Consider the following 16154-nt stretch of genomic DNA (forward strand, 5'->3'; position numbering starts at 1 on the left):
GTTCCTGCCTGAAGGCTTTTTTTCGCAATACTAGTGATGACGTCAGTTGAGGACGCCAAGTTTAAGCAAAAATTAAACGCTGAGCAATTGGCCGAATTTGTCGGCATCAAGGAAATTGCCGACGTAGAAGTCACCGAAGTCGCCGAATCTCGCGCTAACTTCGTCAAAGCGCATTTCGTAAACGAGTTTTTTGAATTGCAGGGCGTCATCGGCAAACAAAGTAACTCCCCATTCCCAATTGTCAAAGCCGACGGAGCCGGTAATAATTTGTTTGACTTTGCCCGCGTATTTGCGGCCGATCATGCCGTGGCTGCGCATCATGTCGCGGCGCTCGTCCATGCTGAGCATGTACCAGTTGTCGCCTCCGGAGCGGCGTTTGTTCATCGGATAGAAGCAAATATGCTTCCATTTTGGCAAAATAGGCTTCAGTCTAGCAACGACTTCCGGATTTTGCGTCGGGTCGGAGCCTGGCTGAGCCATATAGTTGCTAAGCTCTACAATGCTAACGTAGGAGTGAACAGGATATGTAAAGCTGGCGAAAGTTGTTTTGTTGAAAGCCGTTTCGATTTCGTTCAGCTCTTCCAATGTTTCACGAAGATGCATAAAAACAAAATCGGCTTTTTGGCCAACGATGGAGTAAACGGCTGTGCTTCCGAGCTTTTGCTCCTCCAGATCGGTCCATTGCTTCAGGAAGGTGTTCAGTTCGTCCAGCGCGCGGGCGCGTTCGGCCTCGTCGGCAAGGCGCCATGCCGTCCAGTCCACGCTGCGGAAGTCATGCAGGGCGTACCAGCCTTCTAAAGTTTGTGCAGCTTCACTCATTGTGAATTGCTCCTTTCAGTCTCTTAATCAAGCCTCCATTTATTGTAGCCTAACGCTGTCCCTATGGGCAAATGGCGGTCTTGTGACAAATGAAGGCGCTTGATTGACTTCGGATGTCGCTTTCATTAAACTTAAAATGTTAACTTATGCATATCAGCATAGTGGAGCGGAATGTACGAGAGGGGTTATTAGCAATGTCGGTTATCTTGGTGAATATCATGCAAGCTATTGTGGCGACCGTACTATTTTTTGTCATGATGTTTGGCATAGGCTTTATTTTGAACATGCTGCTGAAGACGACGTGGTTTCCCATTGTCCTCTTTTTCATCGCTTTGGTGGGGCTTGCGATTTGGTCGCCATGGGATGCGGCATCGAGACCGACGCTGAACAACTTGGGCGATTATACAATTATTTATTATCTGCCTATAATCGGTGCGTTGATCGGCGCTTATGTAAGCGGATGGGCCATCAAAGCTTTGCGCAAAGGCGGCTACAAGATGTTTTAAATGAAAATCCCTCTACCGGGGGATTTTTCTATTTGTCCAGGCCTCATTCCGAGATCAAATTATGATAAAATGATAGAGAGAATGTTTAAGGATGGAGTAGGTCGGATGCGCATCAATCATATCATGCAGTTTACGGAACATCACCGTTATTACATATTTCGGGATTTTTCGTTGAGCAGCCTTAATTACAAAATGTTGTCGCTTATCTACCAGCCAATGGTGGGCGCCTTTGCCATTTCTTTATATCAGCAGCTTTATCACGGCATTGCGGAGGATCGGTCCGGCTATTCGGCGTTGGAAACCCATCGGAAGCTGTTTTTGGGGCTAGGGCTTGAGATGAACGAGAAGAGCAGGCGCTTTGTCATCGAGCAGACGTCCAAGCTGGAGGCGGTTGGTTTGCTTGCAACGTCCCGCCTTGCTATGCCGGATCAATCCGACATTATTTACGAGTATGAGCTCGTTCAGCCGCTGTCGCCGTCGGAGTTTTTCCGCAACATGCATTTAGCGATGCTGCTTCGGGACAAAGTGGGCAAATACGCCGTTATTTCGCTAAGGGAATCGTTTGGATCGTCGGAACCCGATGAGCTTGCGCATGCGCAGCTGTCCAAAGAAAATATATCGGTTCCGTTTTACGAGCTTTTTAAGCTCAATATGCAATCTTTTGATTCGGAACTGGAGCAGGCACTGACGGAAGTTGCGCCGACTAGGCAGTCAGCCCCTCGTACGGAACTGGCGTCTGCGGGCATCCCTTATGGGGAAATTATTTTAAGGTTTCCGCGAAATTCAGCAAACCGCGCTTACGTGGAAAACTTGCGAAACGATACAGAAGGATTGGCGCAAGTAAACTACGTGGCCTATAAATACAATTTAACGGTATCGAATATTTGCCGTCTTTTGGATGAAGATGGGATGTTTGCGCCGGATGGACAAATTAACATGGACGAGCTTCAGCTTCGGGCCAATCAACTGTACCGCCAGGATAAGAAGAGGGACGGTGAAAGGCAGCGCAAGCTTTCACATGCCGCAGCGGCTGCCGAGGAGGAAGCCGAAGACGAGCTGGATGAAGAGTTCGAAGTGCGGGAGCAGGATTATTTGCCAGTACCGAACCAATTGAGCGGTCGTTGCGATATGCAGCAATACAATATGCTGATGCGTAATGAGCCGCATACCCGGTTTTTGAAACGATTTTTCCCAGGCGCCGTGCCGGATTCCATCGAGTTTTTGTTTGAGCGCATCGACATCAATTACAGGCTTGCAGCTCCGGTCATTAACGTACTGATTCATTATGTGATCGGGGCCAATGAGGCGGGACGGGTAACAAAAGCATTTATTGAATCCGTCGCGGCCAACATGTTGATGAAGGGAATCGATACGTTTGAGAAGGCAGTTCAGTATGTTCGGGAACAGGCTCAAGTAGAGCAACAAAAGGAAATCCGCAAAGACGCGGGACCAAGCGGAGCGGGCACCTATACCGGAAGCAGAGGAAATACGGGCCGCGGCGGCGGCGCACGAGGCGGACCTCGCAAGCCGCATATTCCGATTGTTGATGATAGTCCGGCAGAGGCGATTTCGGCAGAGGAATTGGAAGAATTACGTAAGCTTGCACGTAAACTGGATGGAAAAGGATAGAAGCGAGGTGAGGGGCAGATGGAGTCGTTAGGGGACTTGTTAAAGTCGTGGCCGAGGGGAAGGTCAATTGCGGAAGGGGCTGATCGCAAGCTATCGGAGCTGTTGATGAACCCCCTTGTCGAAAAATTTAGAGAAAAACATCCTTATGTGGACGAAGATACGTTAAAGCTTAATCTAAACAGGGTTTATCAATATGTAACGGAATACGGGAATTGCACAAACTGTCCGGGGCTGGAACTTTGTCCTAATGATTACGAAGGGCATTACACGTTGCTCAGCGCGGAAATGTTAAACGGCCTGACCCAAATGTACGATCGAAAAGTATCTTGCAAAAAATTTATTGCAAAACAAACGGAAGAAACCATTCGAAGCCGTGTTCGCAGTTTTTATGTAGACAACAAGGCGCTGAATAAAGGATACGATTCTGTTGAAATTTTAACTACCGATTTGGAGCGAGCTAAGTCGGCTGGTCAAGTGCTTCGTTATATTGATAAAACGAAAGAACAGGGACTAGGCTCTGAAGGACTCTATTTATCGGGCCGATTCGGAACAGGAAAAACCTTTTTGATGTGTTATTTACTTCACGAGCTTGCAAAAGAGGGATACTCGGGAGTAATTGTTTATATGCCGGACTTTGTTGAAGATTTGAAGTCGCTCATGCATGAGCCGGCTAAACTGAAAGAAACGGTTGAAATGATGAAGGAGACCGACCTGCTAGTTTTTGACGATATTGGAGCGGAAAATCTTAGCCCGTGGGTTCGTGACCATGTGCTTGGGGCTATTCTCAATTACAGAATGGAGCGGAAACCTACCTTCTACACGTCTAACCACGATTTAGACGGGCTGGAGAGGCATTTCAGCTTTACGAACAAAGATGGTGACGAGCTTCATAAAGGGCAGCGAATTATGGATCGGATACGCCCGTATGTCGAGGTTGTGCAAGTAAAAGGCGAAAACAAGCGCGGCAAAAAGCAGCCTCATTAAAACGGTGAGAAGCAGCCTCCATCAAAGGCGGCAACCTCAAAGTTGCTGTCCATTTAAATGCTGTTCAAATTATGGCGGTACCCGGGAATCAATCCACCCCGGGTACCGCCATTTCTTTTCCCGCCCCTCCTCATCCAAAGGAGCGGCTTTTTTTAATTCACATGGCTGACACGATCAAACGCAGCAAGACATATCCCGCAGAAGCGCAGCGTTCGCCTTTGTAATCGAATTCCAACCAACAGCCAATCGTTCAGGGAATTCAATTACAACAGCGATCGGAGGGATATGTCTTGCGCAGTTTGTCCCGACAGCCATGTCGCGCTTTTAAAGCTGCTATAACTAATTCTTATAGCGGCTATTATTTTTCGAAATAATGGGTTGACAGAAGATGGATGCGGCTGGTAATATTCATAAATAACCAACTAAACAGGTAGGAATAATTGTTTAATGACCGGACAAACCGGAATGGGACTCTTATCTAGCCTCAACCAAAATGCTCAAGGGGTGCAGAAAAATGAGAAAAAGTTCGGTACGAGTTCAGGCATTCATTCTTTTTGTAGTAACGGCCATCTTCCTTTCCGCTTGCGGGAATAGCGGTGCTTCAAACGGCGGCAACAACGCCGGCGCCACAAACAGCGGCGCATCGCCATCGCCTTCAAGCTCCGCAGCTCCGTCGGAAGCGCCAAAAGAATTGCCTCCGGTCAAATTACTTAACGTTTCCTACGATCCAACTCGGGAATTATATGTAGATTTCAACAAAGCATTCGCCGCTCACTGGCTGGCTGAAAAAAATCAAAAAGTAGAAATCGACCAATCGCATGGCGGTTCAGGCAAACAGGCAAGAGCAGTTATCGACGGTTTGAAAGCCGATGTAGTAACGTTGGCGCTCGGCTACGATATTGATGCGATCGTGGAATCCGGCTTGCTGGACAAAGATTGGCAGTCGCAATACGCTCTCAACAGCTCGCCTTATACATCTACCATCGTTTTTCTAGTTCGCAAAGGCAATCCAAAAGGCATTAAAGACTGGAGCGACCTGCTGAAAGATGGAGTGGAAGTCATTACGCCAAATCCAAAAACGTCGGGCGGAGCGCGCTGGAATTACTTGGCCGCATGGGGCTACGCGCTGAAACATAACAACAACGACGAAGCGGCAGCAAAAGATTTTGTAACGAAGCTGTTCAAAAATGTACCGGTACTCGATACAGGCGCACGCGGCTCGACAACCACTTTTGTAGAGCGCGGAATCGGCGACGTGCTGCTGGCATGGGAAAACGAAGCTTACCTTTCCATTAACGAGCTAGGCCCAGATAAATTCGATATCGTCTATCCAACGCTTAGCATTTTGGCGGAGCCGCCTGTTGCTATTGTCGACAAAACGGTTGATGATCGCGGTACACGCGAAGTATCGGAAGCTTATTTGCAATACCTCTACTCTGACGAAGGCCAAAAGATTGCAGGAAAACATTACTATCGTCCAACAAACGAGACGATTGCAGCTGAGTTTAAAGACCAGTTCCCTGCTCTTGAACTGTTGAGCATCAAAGACTTTGGCGGCTGGAATGAAGCGCAGACGAAGCATTTTTCTGAAGGCGGCATTTTCGACCAAATTTATACGCCTGGATCTTAAGATGACAATTAGAAAGAGCGGAGCTGACTTCACATGAAAGGTTCCAAGAACCGAAGAGTATTGCCAGGTTTTGGATTATCGCTTGGTTTCACTCTGTTTTATTTAAGTCTTATTATCCTCATTCCGTTATCGGCCATCTTTTTCAAATCGTTCGAGCTGACTTGGGCGGAATTTTGGGCCGCGATTACGAATCCGAGGGTGCTCGCTGCCTATCGCGTCAGCTTCAGTACGGCGCTATGGGCGGGACTTATCAATGCGGTATTCGGACTGCTTGTCGCTTGGGTGCTGGTGAGATACCGGTTTCCAGGTAAAAAGATTATCGACAGCTTGGTCGACATTCCGTTTGCCCTTCCTACTGCGGTTGCGGGCATTGCGTTAACGACGATTTATGCCAAAACGGGGTGGATTGGCTCCCTGCTTGATCCGCTCGGGATTAAAGTCGCTTATACACAAATCGGTATAACGATTGCGCTCATTTTTATCGGCTTGCCTTTTGTAGTCAGAACTGTCCAGCCCGTATTGCAGGATATGGAGCCGGAGACGGAGGAAGCGGCAGCTATGCTTGGTTCTTACCGGTTTCGGACGTTCCGGAAGGTGATCCTTCCGGAGCTGATGCCCGCGCTGCTTACAGGCTTTGCACTGGCTTTCGCCAGAGGGATCGGCGAATACGGCTCGGTCGTGTTTATATCCGGAAATATGCCTCTTAAGACGGAAATTGCGCCGCTGCTCATCATGACGAAGCTTGAGCAGTACGACTATGCTGGCGCTACGGCGATCGCCGCGGTGATGCTTATCGTTTCGTTTGTCCTGCTGCTCATTATTAATCTGCTCCAATGGCGGATGAACCGCCGAACGATATCGGATTAATGGGATGCGGATAAGGAAGAACAGCGTCATTTTCGATCGATAATGAGGAGGAGTAACTTATGGCCGGTGCCATTACCGTATTTTCCGGCAAAAAGGAAGTCGAGCGCCCAAAACATAATACCGAACCGGCGGCCGTCAAATGGCTGCTGATCGGAATCGCCTTATTGTTTCTGGGGCTCGTCGTCTTGCTGCCGCTCGTGTCCGTATTTGTTGAAGCCTTTAGAAAAGGAGCCTCCGTTTATATCAAATCGTTGACGGAGCCCGATGCTTTATCGGCGTTAAAGCTGACGCTCATCATTGCCGTTATCGCGGTGCCGCTAAATACGATTTTTGGTGTCGCGGCGGCTTGGGCCATCAGCAAATTTAGATTTAAAGGGAAAAACATGCTTATTACGCTTATCGATCTCCCTTTTGCCGTATCTCCCGTTATTGCAGGTCTTATCTATGTGCTGCTGTTCGGCGCTCAAGGCTTTTTGGGACCATGGCTGGATGATCGGGGCATTCAAATTATATTTGCGATACCGGGTATCGTACTTGCTACCGTTTTTGTAACGGTTCCGTTTGTCGCAAGAGAGCTGATCCCGCTTATGCAGGCGCAAGGCGTTCAAGAGGAAGAGGCCGCCGCAAGCCTTGGGGCGAAGGGCTGGTCGATTTTCTGGAGAGTGACGCTGCCCAACATCAAGTGGGGGCTGCTGTATGGCGTTATTTTGAGCAATGCGCGTGCGATGGGCGAGTTCGGCGCTGTATCGGTCGTCTCCGGGCATATTCGCGGACAAACAAACACGCTGCCGTTGCATGTAGAAATTTTATACAATGAATATCAGTTTTCCGCATCGTTTGCGGTCGCTTCGCTCCTTGTTATGTTAGCTGTGTTTACCCTTATCATCAAAGCGATCGTAGAATGGAAGTCAGCATCAAATCACGGATAACCGCATATAGTGTTCTCATAAATCCGAGTTAATTTATCAAAATGGAGGGGATTTAAATGGCAAAACCGTTGGAAGTGGATGGAGTATGGCAGGAAAGAATTTTGAATCAAGTAAGCGGGCTGCAGTATGGGCAAGTCATTATTACCGTTCACGATGGACGGATTGTGCAAATTGACCGGACGGAGAGAACGCGCTTCGATGCGGCTTCGTCGCAGAAGCAACCGCCAGTTGAATCCCCCAAGCAATCCGCTCCGCGCAAAGGTGCCTCTCCCAAGGGGGGAGAAGGCGAGTCGCTAAGAGCCGTCCGTTAGATCCAATGGTTTAAAAAAAGCTCCGCGCTAGTATCGGCAATCGCCGGCTGCGCGGAGCTTTTTGTATCTCCTATGATTAGGAGATGATGAATTTCACGATAACCGCTACCGCGAAAATAATGGTCATGAACGCTAGCATGCCGCCGAATCCAAACACGACATCCATCAGATCGTGGCGAGGTTCTTCATTGTAATGTTCGCGCGGATCTCTTACATTCTCCATCGTTGACGTCCTCCTTAGAAGTTTGCAGGGCAAACTCAAGCATACGCTCATAGTCCAATTGCTTACATTAGTATACCCAAACATTTGGACAATTGTAAAGAAGGAAGCGGAGACATTTGTAAAACAAAAGGGGCGCCTTATATGCTAAAATGTGATCAGAGAGTTAGGGAGGCCGGAGGGGAATAGGATGGACGAAATCGAACAAAAAAAATCGAAGGCATCCGGCGGAACGAAGGAAGCGATTCGAAACAAGCTGGCGCTTCTGCCGGACAAGCCGGGCTGTTATTTAATGAAAAATAAAGACGGCGTTATCATTTATGTAGGGAAAGCAAAAGTGCTTAAAAATCGTGTCAGATCCTATTTTATCGGCAGCCATAATGCAAAGACGCAAAAGCTGGTATCGGAAATCGCCGATTTTGAGTTTATTGTGACCTCCAGCAATATGGAAGCGCTCATTTTGGAATGCAATTTGATCAAGAGTCATCATCCGAGATACAACGTCCTTTTGAAAGACGACAAGTCTTTTCCTTATATCAAAATAACGAATGAAAAACATCCTAAGCTTGAGGTGACGCGGAGGATTGTCAAAGACAAGGGCAAATATTTCGGCCCTTATCCAAATGCGTATGCCGCGCAGCAAACGAAAAAACTGCTGGACCGTCTATATCCGCTTCGCAAGTGCAATACTCTGCCGGACAAGGTTTGCTTGTACTACCATTTAGGGCAATGCGTCGCTCCATGCGAATACGATGTTGAGCAGGCGACCTACGATGCAATGATAGCGGAAATTACCCGGTTTCTAAATGGCGGGGAAGATGTCGTCAAAGCGGATTTGGAGCGCAAAATGGCGGCTGCGGCGGAGGCGCTTGAGTTTGAGCGGGCGAAGGAATACCGCGATCAAATGATCGCCATCGATGCCGTTATGGAAAAGCAGAAAATTACGATGTCGGATGCGATGGACCGGGATATTTTCGGCTATGCCGTCGACAAAGGCTGGATGTGCGTTCAAATTCTTTATATGCGCAAGGGTAAAATGATTGAGCGTCACGGCACGACTTTCCCGTATTACGGTGAGGAATATGAGGACTTCACGACGTTCGTGACGCAATATTACAGCGACAATCCGGCTTTGCCCAAGCAAATTTTGCTGCCTCATCCGCCCGAGCAGGACACAGAGCAGGAGGAGGAAGTGATCTCTTCTCTTAACAGCTGGCTAAAAGTGAAGGTCCATATGCCGCAGCGCGGAAGGAAAAGCGAAGCGGTATCGATGGCGCAAGACAATGCGAGGGTGATGCTCGAAGAAAAGTTTCGTCTTATCGAGAGGGATGAAGAGCGCAGTGTCAAAGCGTCGCAGTCGCTTGCGGAGTGGCTGGGCATGGAGAGCATTCGCCGGATCGAAGCGTTTGACAACTCCAACATTCAAGGAACAAACCCGGTATCGGCGATGGTAGTGTTTACGGACGGCAAGCCGGATAAAAAAGAATACCGCAAATATAAGGTGAAAACGGTAGTGGGGCCCGATGATTACGAAACGATGCGTGAAGTGGTCCGCAGACGTTATGAGCGGGTGTTGAAAGAGGAGCTGGTAAGACCCGATCTCATCGTGGTGGACGGAGGAAAAGGGCAAATCGCCGCCGCTCTCGACGTGCTGGAAAACGAGCTGGGGCTCTTTATCCCCGTATGCGGCCTCGTTAAAGATGCCAAACATAAAACGGCGCAGCTGATGACGGGCGATCCTGCGGAAATCGTTCCGTTGCCGCGCGACAGCCAAGAGTTTTATTTGCTGCAAAGGATACAGGAAGAGGTGCACCGGTTCGCGATCACGTTCCATCGTGAGCAAAGAGGGAAGTCGATGGTGGAATCCCGTCTCGATTCTATCCCGGGAATCGGCGAGAAGCGCCGTAAGGCGATGTTGAAACATTTCGGCTCGCTCAAAAAAATAAAAGAGGCCTCCGTCGAAGACTTTAGGCCTCTCTCGATTGGCGACAAGCTAGCCGCTGAAATTATTGCTGCTCTGCAGGATGAAACTCCGGGTTGACCGGAGGATTCGTCCTTTTTCTTTTGCTCCACAATTTAAGCAGGTAGCCGATCGGAATAGGAAGCAAAATAAAGATAATCGCAGATGCGATATTGTCTGCCCCACCTACCATAATGAGCGAGCTTCCGACTGCAACGCTGTTGAAGATAGCATGGGTAAACATAGCGGTAATAAAGCCGTATCTGACGAAAATAAAGCTGAACAAAAGGCCGATAATCATCAGCTCGAACAAACGGGTTGTCGATGGATAGAACGGATACATGACATGCCCGAGCGCCCAGAACAAAGTAGGCAAAATGGCGGCCGCAAACGTATGGCGGAACCATTTCCGGAACAGTCCAATGCCGAAAAAGCGGAAGATGGCCTCTTCGGAAATTGCCGCCGCCCAAGCAAGAACGGGCATCAGCCACAAAACGCTCATGTTGTAGGGGGACATCGAGACGTCGTTTGCGCCCCAAGTTCCGATCAGCTTTTCCAATGCCAAAAAGATAATCGGCTGCACACCAAGCATAATGAGCGCGAACAAATAGGACAATCCGACGCTGCGCCATACGTAATCGCCGTAACCAGCGTCTCTCAGCCTTGGCCATAGCTGGCGTCCTTGCGATTTCCACAAGCCGTCGCCGGCGACTAGGGAGAAGTAAACCGAAACGGCCATTGCGACAGCAAGTACAATAGTCGTAATCGCAATAGAAATGACGAGAAATTGCTCCATTCGAATTTCGCCCTGAGAAGCAATAACGCCGTCCATAACGCCAAGATTCATAATGATATAGGCAATCAAGAAGATGGCTGTCAAAATAATGCCGTATTTAAACGACGTATGCTTTCGGTAAATAATGGCGTAAATAATGGCAAGAATGGCTAGTATAAAGCTCATGAGTCCGTAGCCGATTCCTGTCAGCCAGCCGCCAATCTGATCCTGACCTTTGACGTAGCTTTTGTAATCGTCGGGAACGACAAACTCAGGTTTATATTTTGTAATGACAAGGTTGCCGTTCACTTGTTTGGCAATAGTCGTTACGTCTAGAGCGGCTTTTCCTATTTTGTATCCGATCGGATTAACCGAATATTCTTCATCGTGATTTAACGATCCTTGGTCTAATTCATCTGTTTTGAATGACTGATCGTTGACAAGAAAACTTGAATTTAAGAAGTAAGTTTCATCAATTCCCACCGGCTCGCCAACTCCGACCAAATTCCATCCCACGATGTCTCCGCTATATAGATGGATATAGACAAAGCCATAGCTGTCACCTTCCAGTTCCAAATTAACTTGAAACATATCGAGAGGAAAACGTTTGCCGAATTCCTTATCGTAATCTTCCGTTAACTTTTCTTTAGCCAAATAGCCGGTCAGCAGCTTATCGGCCTGATGTATGGCCCGTGCGGACTCCACCTTAAGACCAGTTTGCTTCTCTGTAAAGGCAGTCGCCGTTTCTTCCGCGGCCGACTTGGCGATCGCTTTGCCGCCGTATTCATGTTTGTTCATCGAAACAATTGGCGGAACAATTTCCATTAAAGTGAAAACGACTGTAAAAATAAGTGCCGCTATAATGTATTTCTTCCATTCCTTAGGTTTGATTAATTCAACCATAGTTCACCTCTATGTCATATGTTGGGATAGCCTTACAATACCTTATCACATCGATGTATAAATTATCCATCCTTTAAAGGCGGCTTTTGCATAATCGTTACATCTCGCGGATTTCCATGTCTCGATCTGGAAATACTAAATCAATTGAATCTTGCGGTTATTTCACTAATGCATTGTCTGACCGAAGGGCTTAAAGCCGCAGGATCGATATGAATGAGGGAAGTCGTCCGCTTGGCTTCTTCAAGCTCCTTGATTGGAACGACCAAAAGATCGTTGTCGTCGAGCAACTGCTCCCGCATATAGGACTTTGGCAGCAGCGTACCTGCCCGGCAAGTATGCAGCAGCCGCAAAATCGCTTCAAACGAATCGATTTCCATTCGGACGTCCGGCGAAATGTCGTGCGTATCGAACAACTCGTCGGTCAATATGCGGTACCAGGTGCCTTTTGAAAAAAGAATCATCGGCAAGCCGTCCAAATCATGAATGTTGAGCGAGCCCCTTTCTGTAACGACATGGTTGCGCGGAAGGACAAGCAGCAAATGATCGTCGAACAACGGCACGCAGCGAAGGGCGGGATCATCGATCCGGGAGGCGACGATGCCGACATCCACTTTATGCTCTCTTACATAAGAAACGACTTCATGCGTTTTGCCGGTAACGGCTTTAATGTCGAATTCGGGATGTGTTGAGGTGAGCATTTGGATCAAATCCGGTAAAGTGGTTTGCAAGGTCGTCAAACTAGCCCCGATGGTGAGCGAGGATCTTCCCGTAGCTGTAAACTCGGAAACGGTGGACATAAAGTTGCGGTGCAGATGCCGGAGCTCCAGAGCGTATTCATACGTGAGCTGGCCAATTCGCGTCAATTCCAGACGCTTTCCGACACGGCGAAACAGCTCTACGCCAATCTCGCCTTCAAGCTTGGCAAGCTTGCGAGAGAGGGCTGGCTGAGACAGGTTGAGCAGCGCAGATGCCTTGTTCATACTGGATTGCTCCACAATAACGGTGAATACATGCAGTTCTTCATACATAGCAAAAAAACTCCTTATATCATTTTGTTATAAGAAATTATAAAAAATATGCAATTCCATTATAAGATGAAAAAGAGTAGGATGGAAGTATGGCAAAAGTGTGTCGACAATTGTTGACGGGGGTACATGCTAGCGTTACAATGTACAATGATTTGTTTCACAACAGAATGAGCCATTTACAGTCTTGAAAGGAGAAGGAAAAATGAAAGGAAATTCGTATTTCTCGCGCAAGCTGCACTCGCTTCTGGGGATTATTCCACTCGGCGGGTTCATTGTTGTGCACGGGCTCACGAACTACCAGGCGTTCGAGCGGGGACCGGAAGGTTTCGAAAAAGGCGTAAGTCTTATTAACAGCTTGCCGCTGGTAACGCTTCTCGAAATTTTCGGCATTTACCTCCCGATTTTGTTTCACGGTATTTACGGCTTGTACGTCGCATACCAGTCGAACTCTAATACGGGCCGCTTTCAGTATGGGCGCAACTGGGCGTTTACCGCACAGCGCGTAACAGGTGTGATTACTTTTGTATTCGTTTTCTGGCACGTTTATCAGACGCGGATGCAGGTGTATCTCGGCAACATTACGCATGAGGAACTGGGTTCGACCATGCATCACATTGCAAGCAATCCTGTTTATTTCGTTTTGTACATCATTGGCGTGCTTGCAGCCGTTTTCCACTTCAGCAACGGGCTTTGGGCGTTTCTGATCAGCTGGGGCATTACGATCGGACCGAAAGCGCAACGAATTTCTTCCTACATTTGCATGGGCGTGTTCGTCATCGTATCGGCTATGTTTATTCTTTCTCTGGTTGCGTTCAGCGGCGACGAATTCAAAGAAGGCGCTCACGCCGCGTTGACCTCTACGATTATCGGATAGTACTGAAGACAAGGAGCGAAGCGTAATGGCTAAAAATAAAATTATCGTTGTCGGCGGCGGCCTTGCCGGATTGATGGCGACTATTAAAGCGGCGGAAGCCGGCGTTCACGTTGACCTGTTCTCCCTCGTACCGGTTAAGCGTTCCCATTCCGTTTGCGCGCAGGGCGGCATTAACGGCGCCGTGAATACAAAAGGCGAAGGCGACTCCCCTTGGGAACACTTTGACGACACCGTTTACGGCGGCGACTTCCTAGCGAATCAACCACCGGTTAAGGCGATGTGCGAAGCGGCGCCTGGCATTATCCACTTGATGGACCGTATGGGCGTTATGTTCAGCCGTACTTCTGAAGGTTTGCTTGATTTCCGTCGTTTTGGCGGCACTAAGCATCACCGTACCGCATTTGCGGGAGCGACAACCGGACAGCAGCTTCTGTACGCGCTGGATGAGCAAGTACGTCGCTGGGAAGCAGCTGGACTTGTTAACAAATTTGAACATTGGGAATTTCTTGGCGCGGTTCTTGACGATGACGGCGTATGCCGCGGTATTTCGGCTCAAGACTTGCGTTCCATGGAAGTTCAAACGATTCGTGCGGATGCGGTTATTTTGGCTTCCGGCGGTCCTGGCATCATTTTCGGCAAAACAACGAACTCCGTTATTAATACAGGAACTGCGGCAAGCGCGGTTTACCAGCAAGGCGTAAAATATGCGAACGGCGAGTTTATCCAAATTCACCCGACAGCGATTCCTGGTGACGACAAGCTGCGTCTTATGTCGGAATCGGCGCGCGGCGAAGGCGGACGCGTCTGGACTTACAAAGACGGCAAGCCTTGGTACTTCCTGGAGGAGAAATATCCGGCTTACGGAAACCTGGTTCCTCGCGATATCGCGACTCGCGAAATTTTCCACGTTTGCGTAGACGAAAAGCTTGGTATTAACGGCGAAAACATGGTTTACCTCGATCTTTCCCATAAAGATCCGAAGGAACTTGACGTTAAGCTTGGCGGCATTATCGAAATTTACGAAAAGTTTATGGGCGACGACCCGCGTAAAATTCCGATGAAAATTTTCCCTGCGGTTCACTACTCAATGGGCGGCATGTGGGTTGACTACAACCAAATGACGAATATCCCAGGTTTGTTTGCGGCAGGCGAGTGCGAGTATCAATACCATGGCGCGAACCGTCTTGGCGCGAACTCGTTGCTTTCCGCGATTTACGGCGGCATGGTTGCCGGTCCGAAAGCGGTGGAATACATTAAAGGCCTTAAAAAATCCGCTGAAGATATTTCGTCGACTGTATTCGACCGCGCGACGAAATCCCACTTGGATAAATACAATGGCATTCTTGGCATGAACGGTACGGAAAACGCTTATGTCATTCATAAAGAGCTTGGCGAGTGGATGACCAACAATATGACGGTTGTACGCTTCAACGACAAGTTGGAAGCGACGATCGGCAAAATTAAGGAACTGAAACAGCGCTACCGCAACATCAACATTAACGATACGGCTCAGTGGAACAACGCCGGCGTAGCGTTTACACGCCAGCTGTGGAACATGCTTGAGCTGTCGGAAGCGATGACGCTTGGAGCTCTACTGCGCGACGAAAGCCGCGGAGCGCACTACAAGCCGGCATTCCCGGACCGTAACGACGATCAGTTCATGAAGTCGACGATTGCGGACTGGACACCGGACGGACCGAAAATTTCTTACGAGGACATTGACGTAAGCTTGATTGCTCCGCGTAAGCGCGATTACTCCACCGATAAGAAGAAAGGAGAATAATCATGGCTGATACGAAGGTAGCTTCCAAAACCGTCAAATTTATCATCTCCCGCCAAGATAAGCCGGATTCTAAGCCCTATACGGAAGAATTCGAGCTGCCATACCGTCCGAATATGAACGTCATTAGCGGACTGATGGAAATCCAGCGTAATCCGGTAACGGCCAGCGGTTCCAAAACATCGCCGGTATGCTGGGATTCCAACTGTTTGGAGGAAGTGTGCGGCGCTTGTTCCATGGTTATTAACGGCAAGCCTCGCCAGGCGTGCAGCGCGCTGGTCGATCAGCTGGAGCAGCCGATTCGTCTTGAGCCGATGCGTACTTTCCCGGTTGTCCGCGACCTTGTCATCAACCGCGAGCGCATGTTCAACGCACTCAAGAAGGTTAAAGCATGGATTCCGATTGACGGAACGTACGATTTGGGCCCAGGCCCGCGTATGGCGGAAACGAAGCGTCAATGGGCGTACGAGCTGTCTAAGTGTATGACATGTGGAGTTTGCTTGGAATCTTGCCCGAACGTTAACGACCGCAACAGCTTTATTGGTCCTGCGGCCATTTCGCAAGTGCGTTTGTTCAATGCGCATCCAACAGGCGAAATGAACCAGGAAGAGCGTCTCGACGCGCTTATGACTGACGGTGGTATCGAAGGCTGCGGCAACTCGCAAAACTGCGTGCGCTCCTGTCCAAAGGGCATTCCGCTGACGACTTCCATCGCGGCGATGAACAAGGACACCACCAAGCACCTGTTCAAAAAATGGCTTGGCATGTAGTTCACATAAACGCGGCAGCTTGAGGGCTGCTGTTTCATGCAACCGGCATTCGGGGCTTAAACGCTTCGAGGCCGGTTTTTTTATGTGAAAATAGGAAAACAAGTTTTGATATTGATAATTATTATCAATAATAATTTATGAGCCGACTAAAGTCAACTCTCTATGTAAA

At 48.7% G+C, this 16154-nt stretch carries 15 protein-coding genes; 11 read left to right on the top strand and 4 right to left on the bottom strand.

Annotation, left to right across the window (positions count from 1 at the left end):
* Positions 1-72: 72 nt before the first annotated feature.
* On the bottom strand, positions 73-819 hold the full coding sequence (gene hemQ / locus ACFQZE_RS22365) for a hydrogen peroxide-dependent heme synthase (protein ID WP_379361279.1): 747 nt from the start codon (positions 817-819) through the stop codon (positions 73-75).
* A 194-nt stretch (positions 820-1013) separates the two neighbouring features.
* On the opposite strand from hemQ, the gene ACFQZE_RS22370 reads away from it, so the two are divergent.
* The 7 genes from ACFQZE_RS22370 (at position 1014) to ACFQZE_RS22400 (ending at position 7675) form a co-directional block, all read left to right on the top strand.
* Positions 1014-1325 (top strand): YuiB family protein, encoded by a 312-nt coding sequence (locus tag ACFQZE_RS22370; protein ID WP_379361281.1) that lies wholly within the window; start codon positions 1014-1016, stop codon positions 1323-1325.
* A gap of 105 nt (positions 1326-1430) precedes the next feature.
* Positions 1431-2954 (top strand): replication initiation and membrane attachment family protein, encoded by a 1524-nt coding sequence (locus ACFQZE_RS22375; protein WP_379361283.1) that lies wholly within the window; start codon positions 1431-1433, stop codon positions 2952-2954.
* Between the two features lie 18 nt (positions 2955-2972).
* Positions 2973-3938, top strand: coding sequence for a primosomal protein DnaI (gene dnaI, locus ACFQZE_RS22380; protein WP_379361285.1), 966 nt, complete (start codon positions 2973-2975; stop codon positions 3936-3938).
* A gap of 514 nt (positions 3939-4452) precedes the next feature.
* On the top strand, positions 4453-5568 hold the full coding sequence (locus ACFQZE_RS22385) for a sulfate ABC transporter substrate-binding protein (RefSeq protein WP_379361287.1): 1116 nt from the start codon (positions 4453-4455) through the stop codon (positions 5566-5568).
* 33 nt (positions 5569-5601) lie between these two features.
* Positions 5602-6435, top strand: a complete 834-nt coding sequence (gene cysT / locus ACFQZE_RS22390) for a sulfate ABC transporter permease subunit CysT (protein WP_379361289.1) — start codon at positions 5602-5604, stop codon at positions 6433-6435.
* Between the two features lie 59 nt (positions 6436-6494).
* Entirely contained in the window at positions 6495-7364 is an 870-nt protein-coding gene (gene cysW, locus ACFQZE_RS22395) for a sulfate ABC transporter permease subunit CysW (protein ID WP_379361291.1), read from the top strand.
* Between the two features lie 56 nt (positions 7365-7420).
* On the top strand, positions 7421-7675 hold the full coding sequence (locus ACFQZE_RS22400) for a YezD family protein (RefSeq protein WP_379361293.1): 255 nt from the start codon (positions 7421-7423) through the stop codon (positions 7673-7675).
* A gap of 76 nt (positions 7676-7751) precedes the next feature.
* Here ACFQZE_RS22400 and ACFQZE_RS22405 read toward each other — a convergent pair whose 3' ends face one another.
* On the bottom strand, positions 7752-7898 hold the full coding sequence (locus tag ACFQZE_RS22405) for a YqzM family protein (RefSeq protein WP_379361295.1): 147 nt from the start codon (positions 7896-7898) through the stop codon (positions 7752-7754).
* 187 nt (positions 7899-8085) lie between these two features.
* On the opposite strand from ACFQZE_RS22405, the gene uvrC reads away from it, so the two are divergent.
* Positions 8086-9936 (top strand): excinuclease ABC subunit UvrC, encoded by a 1851-nt coding sequence (gene uvrC, locus ACFQZE_RS22410; RefSeq protein WP_379361297.1) that lies wholly within the window; start codon positions 8086-8088, stop codon positions 9934-9936.
* On the opposite strand, the gene ACFQZE_RS22415 is transcribed toward uvrC, so the two are convergent.
* Both ACFQZE_RS22415 and ACFQZE_RS22420 read right to left on the bottom strand, forming a co-directional pair.
* On the bottom strand, positions 9902-11533 hold the full coding sequence (locus ACFQZE_RS22415; RefSeq protein WP_379361300.1) for a CPBP family intramembrane glutamic endopeptidase: 1632 nt from the start codon (positions 11531-11533) through the stop codon (positions 9902-9904). The genes uvrC and ACFQZE_RS22415 overlap by 35 nt on opposite strands.
* 140 nt (positions 11534-11673) lie before the next feature.
* On the bottom strand, positions 11674-12561 hold the full coding sequence (locus ACFQZE_RS22420) for a LysR family transcriptional regulator (protein WP_379361302.1): 888 nt from the start codon (positions 12559-12561) through the stop codon (positions 11674-11676).
* A gap of 202 nt (positions 12562-12763) precedes the next feature.
* On the opposite strand from ACFQZE_RS22420, the gene ACFQZE_RS22425 reads away from it, so the two are divergent.
* From ACFQZE_RS22425 to sdhB, 3 genes are read left to right on the top strand one after another with little or no spacing between them, the layout of a single operon-like run.
* Positions 12764-13435: a succinate dehydrogenase cytochrome b558 subunit gene (locus tag ACFQZE_RS22425; protein ID WP_379361304.1), complete on the top strand. Its 672-nt coding sequence runs from the start codon at positions 12764-12766 to the stop codon at positions 13433-13435.
* A gap of 25 nt (positions 13436-13460) precedes the next feature.
* Entirely contained in the window at positions 13461-15218 is a 1758-nt protein-coding gene (sdhA, locus tag ACFQZE_RS22430) for a succinate dehydrogenase flavoprotein subunit (protein WP_379361306.1), read from the top strand.
* Positions 15219-15220: 2 nt separating this feature from the next.
* Positions 15221-15985, top strand: a complete 765-nt coding sequence (gene sdhB / locus ACFQZE_RS22435; protein ID WP_379361308.1) for a succinate dehydrogenase iron-sulfur subunit — start codon at positions 15221-15223, stop codon at positions 15983-15985.
* Positions 15986-16154: the final 169 nt, after the last annotated feature.

The sequence above is a fragment of the Paenibacillus sp. GCM10027627 genome (assembly GCF_042675505.1).
GTDB lineage: Bacteria > Bacillota > Bacilli > Paenibacillales > Paenibacillaceae > Pristimantibacillus.

Coding starts and splice junctions, on each gene's coding strand:
- ACFQZE_RS22405 (WP_379361295.1), bottom strand. CDS start 7,898: ATGGAGAATGTAAGAGATCCGCGCGAACATTACAATGAAGAACCTCGC.
- ACFQZE_RS22385 (WP_379361287.1), top strand. CDS start 4,453: ATGAGAAAAAGTTCGGTACGAGTTCAGGCATTCATTCTTTTTGTAGTA.
- ACFQZE_RS22370 (WP_379361281.1), top strand. CDS start 1,014: ATGTCGGTTATCTTGGTGAATATCATGCAAGCTATTGTGGCGACCGTA.
- ACFQZE_RS22415 (WP_379361300.1), bottom strand. CDS start 11,533: ATGGTTGAATTAATCAAACCTAAGGAATGGAAGAAATACATTATAGCG.
- hemQ (WP_379361279.1), bottom strand. CDS start 819: ATGAGTGAAGCTGCACAAACTTTAGAAGGCTGGTACGCCCTGCATGAC.
- cysT (WP_379361289.1), top strand. CDS start 5,602: ATGAAAGGTTCCAAGAACCGAAGAGTATTGCCAGGTTTTGGATTATCG.
- sdhA (WP_379361306.1), top strand. CDS start 13,461: ATGGCTAAAAATAAAATTATCGTTGTCGGCGGCGGCCTTGCCGGATTG.
- ACFQZE_RS22375 (WP_379361283.1), top strand. CDS start 1,431: ATGCGCATCAATCATATCATGCAGTTTACGGAACATCACCGTTATTAC.
- cysW (WP_379361291.1), top strand. CDS start 6,495: ATGGCCGGTGCCATTACCGTATTTTCCGGCAAAAAGGAAGTCGAGCGC.
- uvrC (WP_379361297.1), top strand. CDS start 8,086: ATGGACGAAATCGAACAAAAAAAATCGAAGGCATCCGGCGGAACGAAG.
- ACFQZE_RS22400 (WP_379361293.1), top strand. CDS start 7,421: ATGGCAAAACCGTTGGAAGTGGATGGAGTATGGCAGGAAAGAATTTTG.
- ACFQZE_RS22425 (WP_379361304.1), top strand. CDS start 12,764: ATGAAAGGAAATTCGTATTTCTCGCGCAAGCTGCACTCGCTTCTGGGG.
- dnaI (WP_379361285.1), top strand. CDS start 2,973: ATGGAGTCGTTAGGGGACTTGTTAAAGTCGTGGCCGAGGGGAAGGTCA.
- sdhB (WP_379361308.1), top strand. CDS start 15,221: ATGGCTGATACGAAGGTAGCTTCCAAAACCGTCAAATTTATCATCTCC.
- ACFQZE_RS22420 (WP_379361302.1), bottom strand. CDS start 12,561: ATGTATGAAGAACTGCATGTATTCACCGTTATTGTGGAGCAATCCAGT.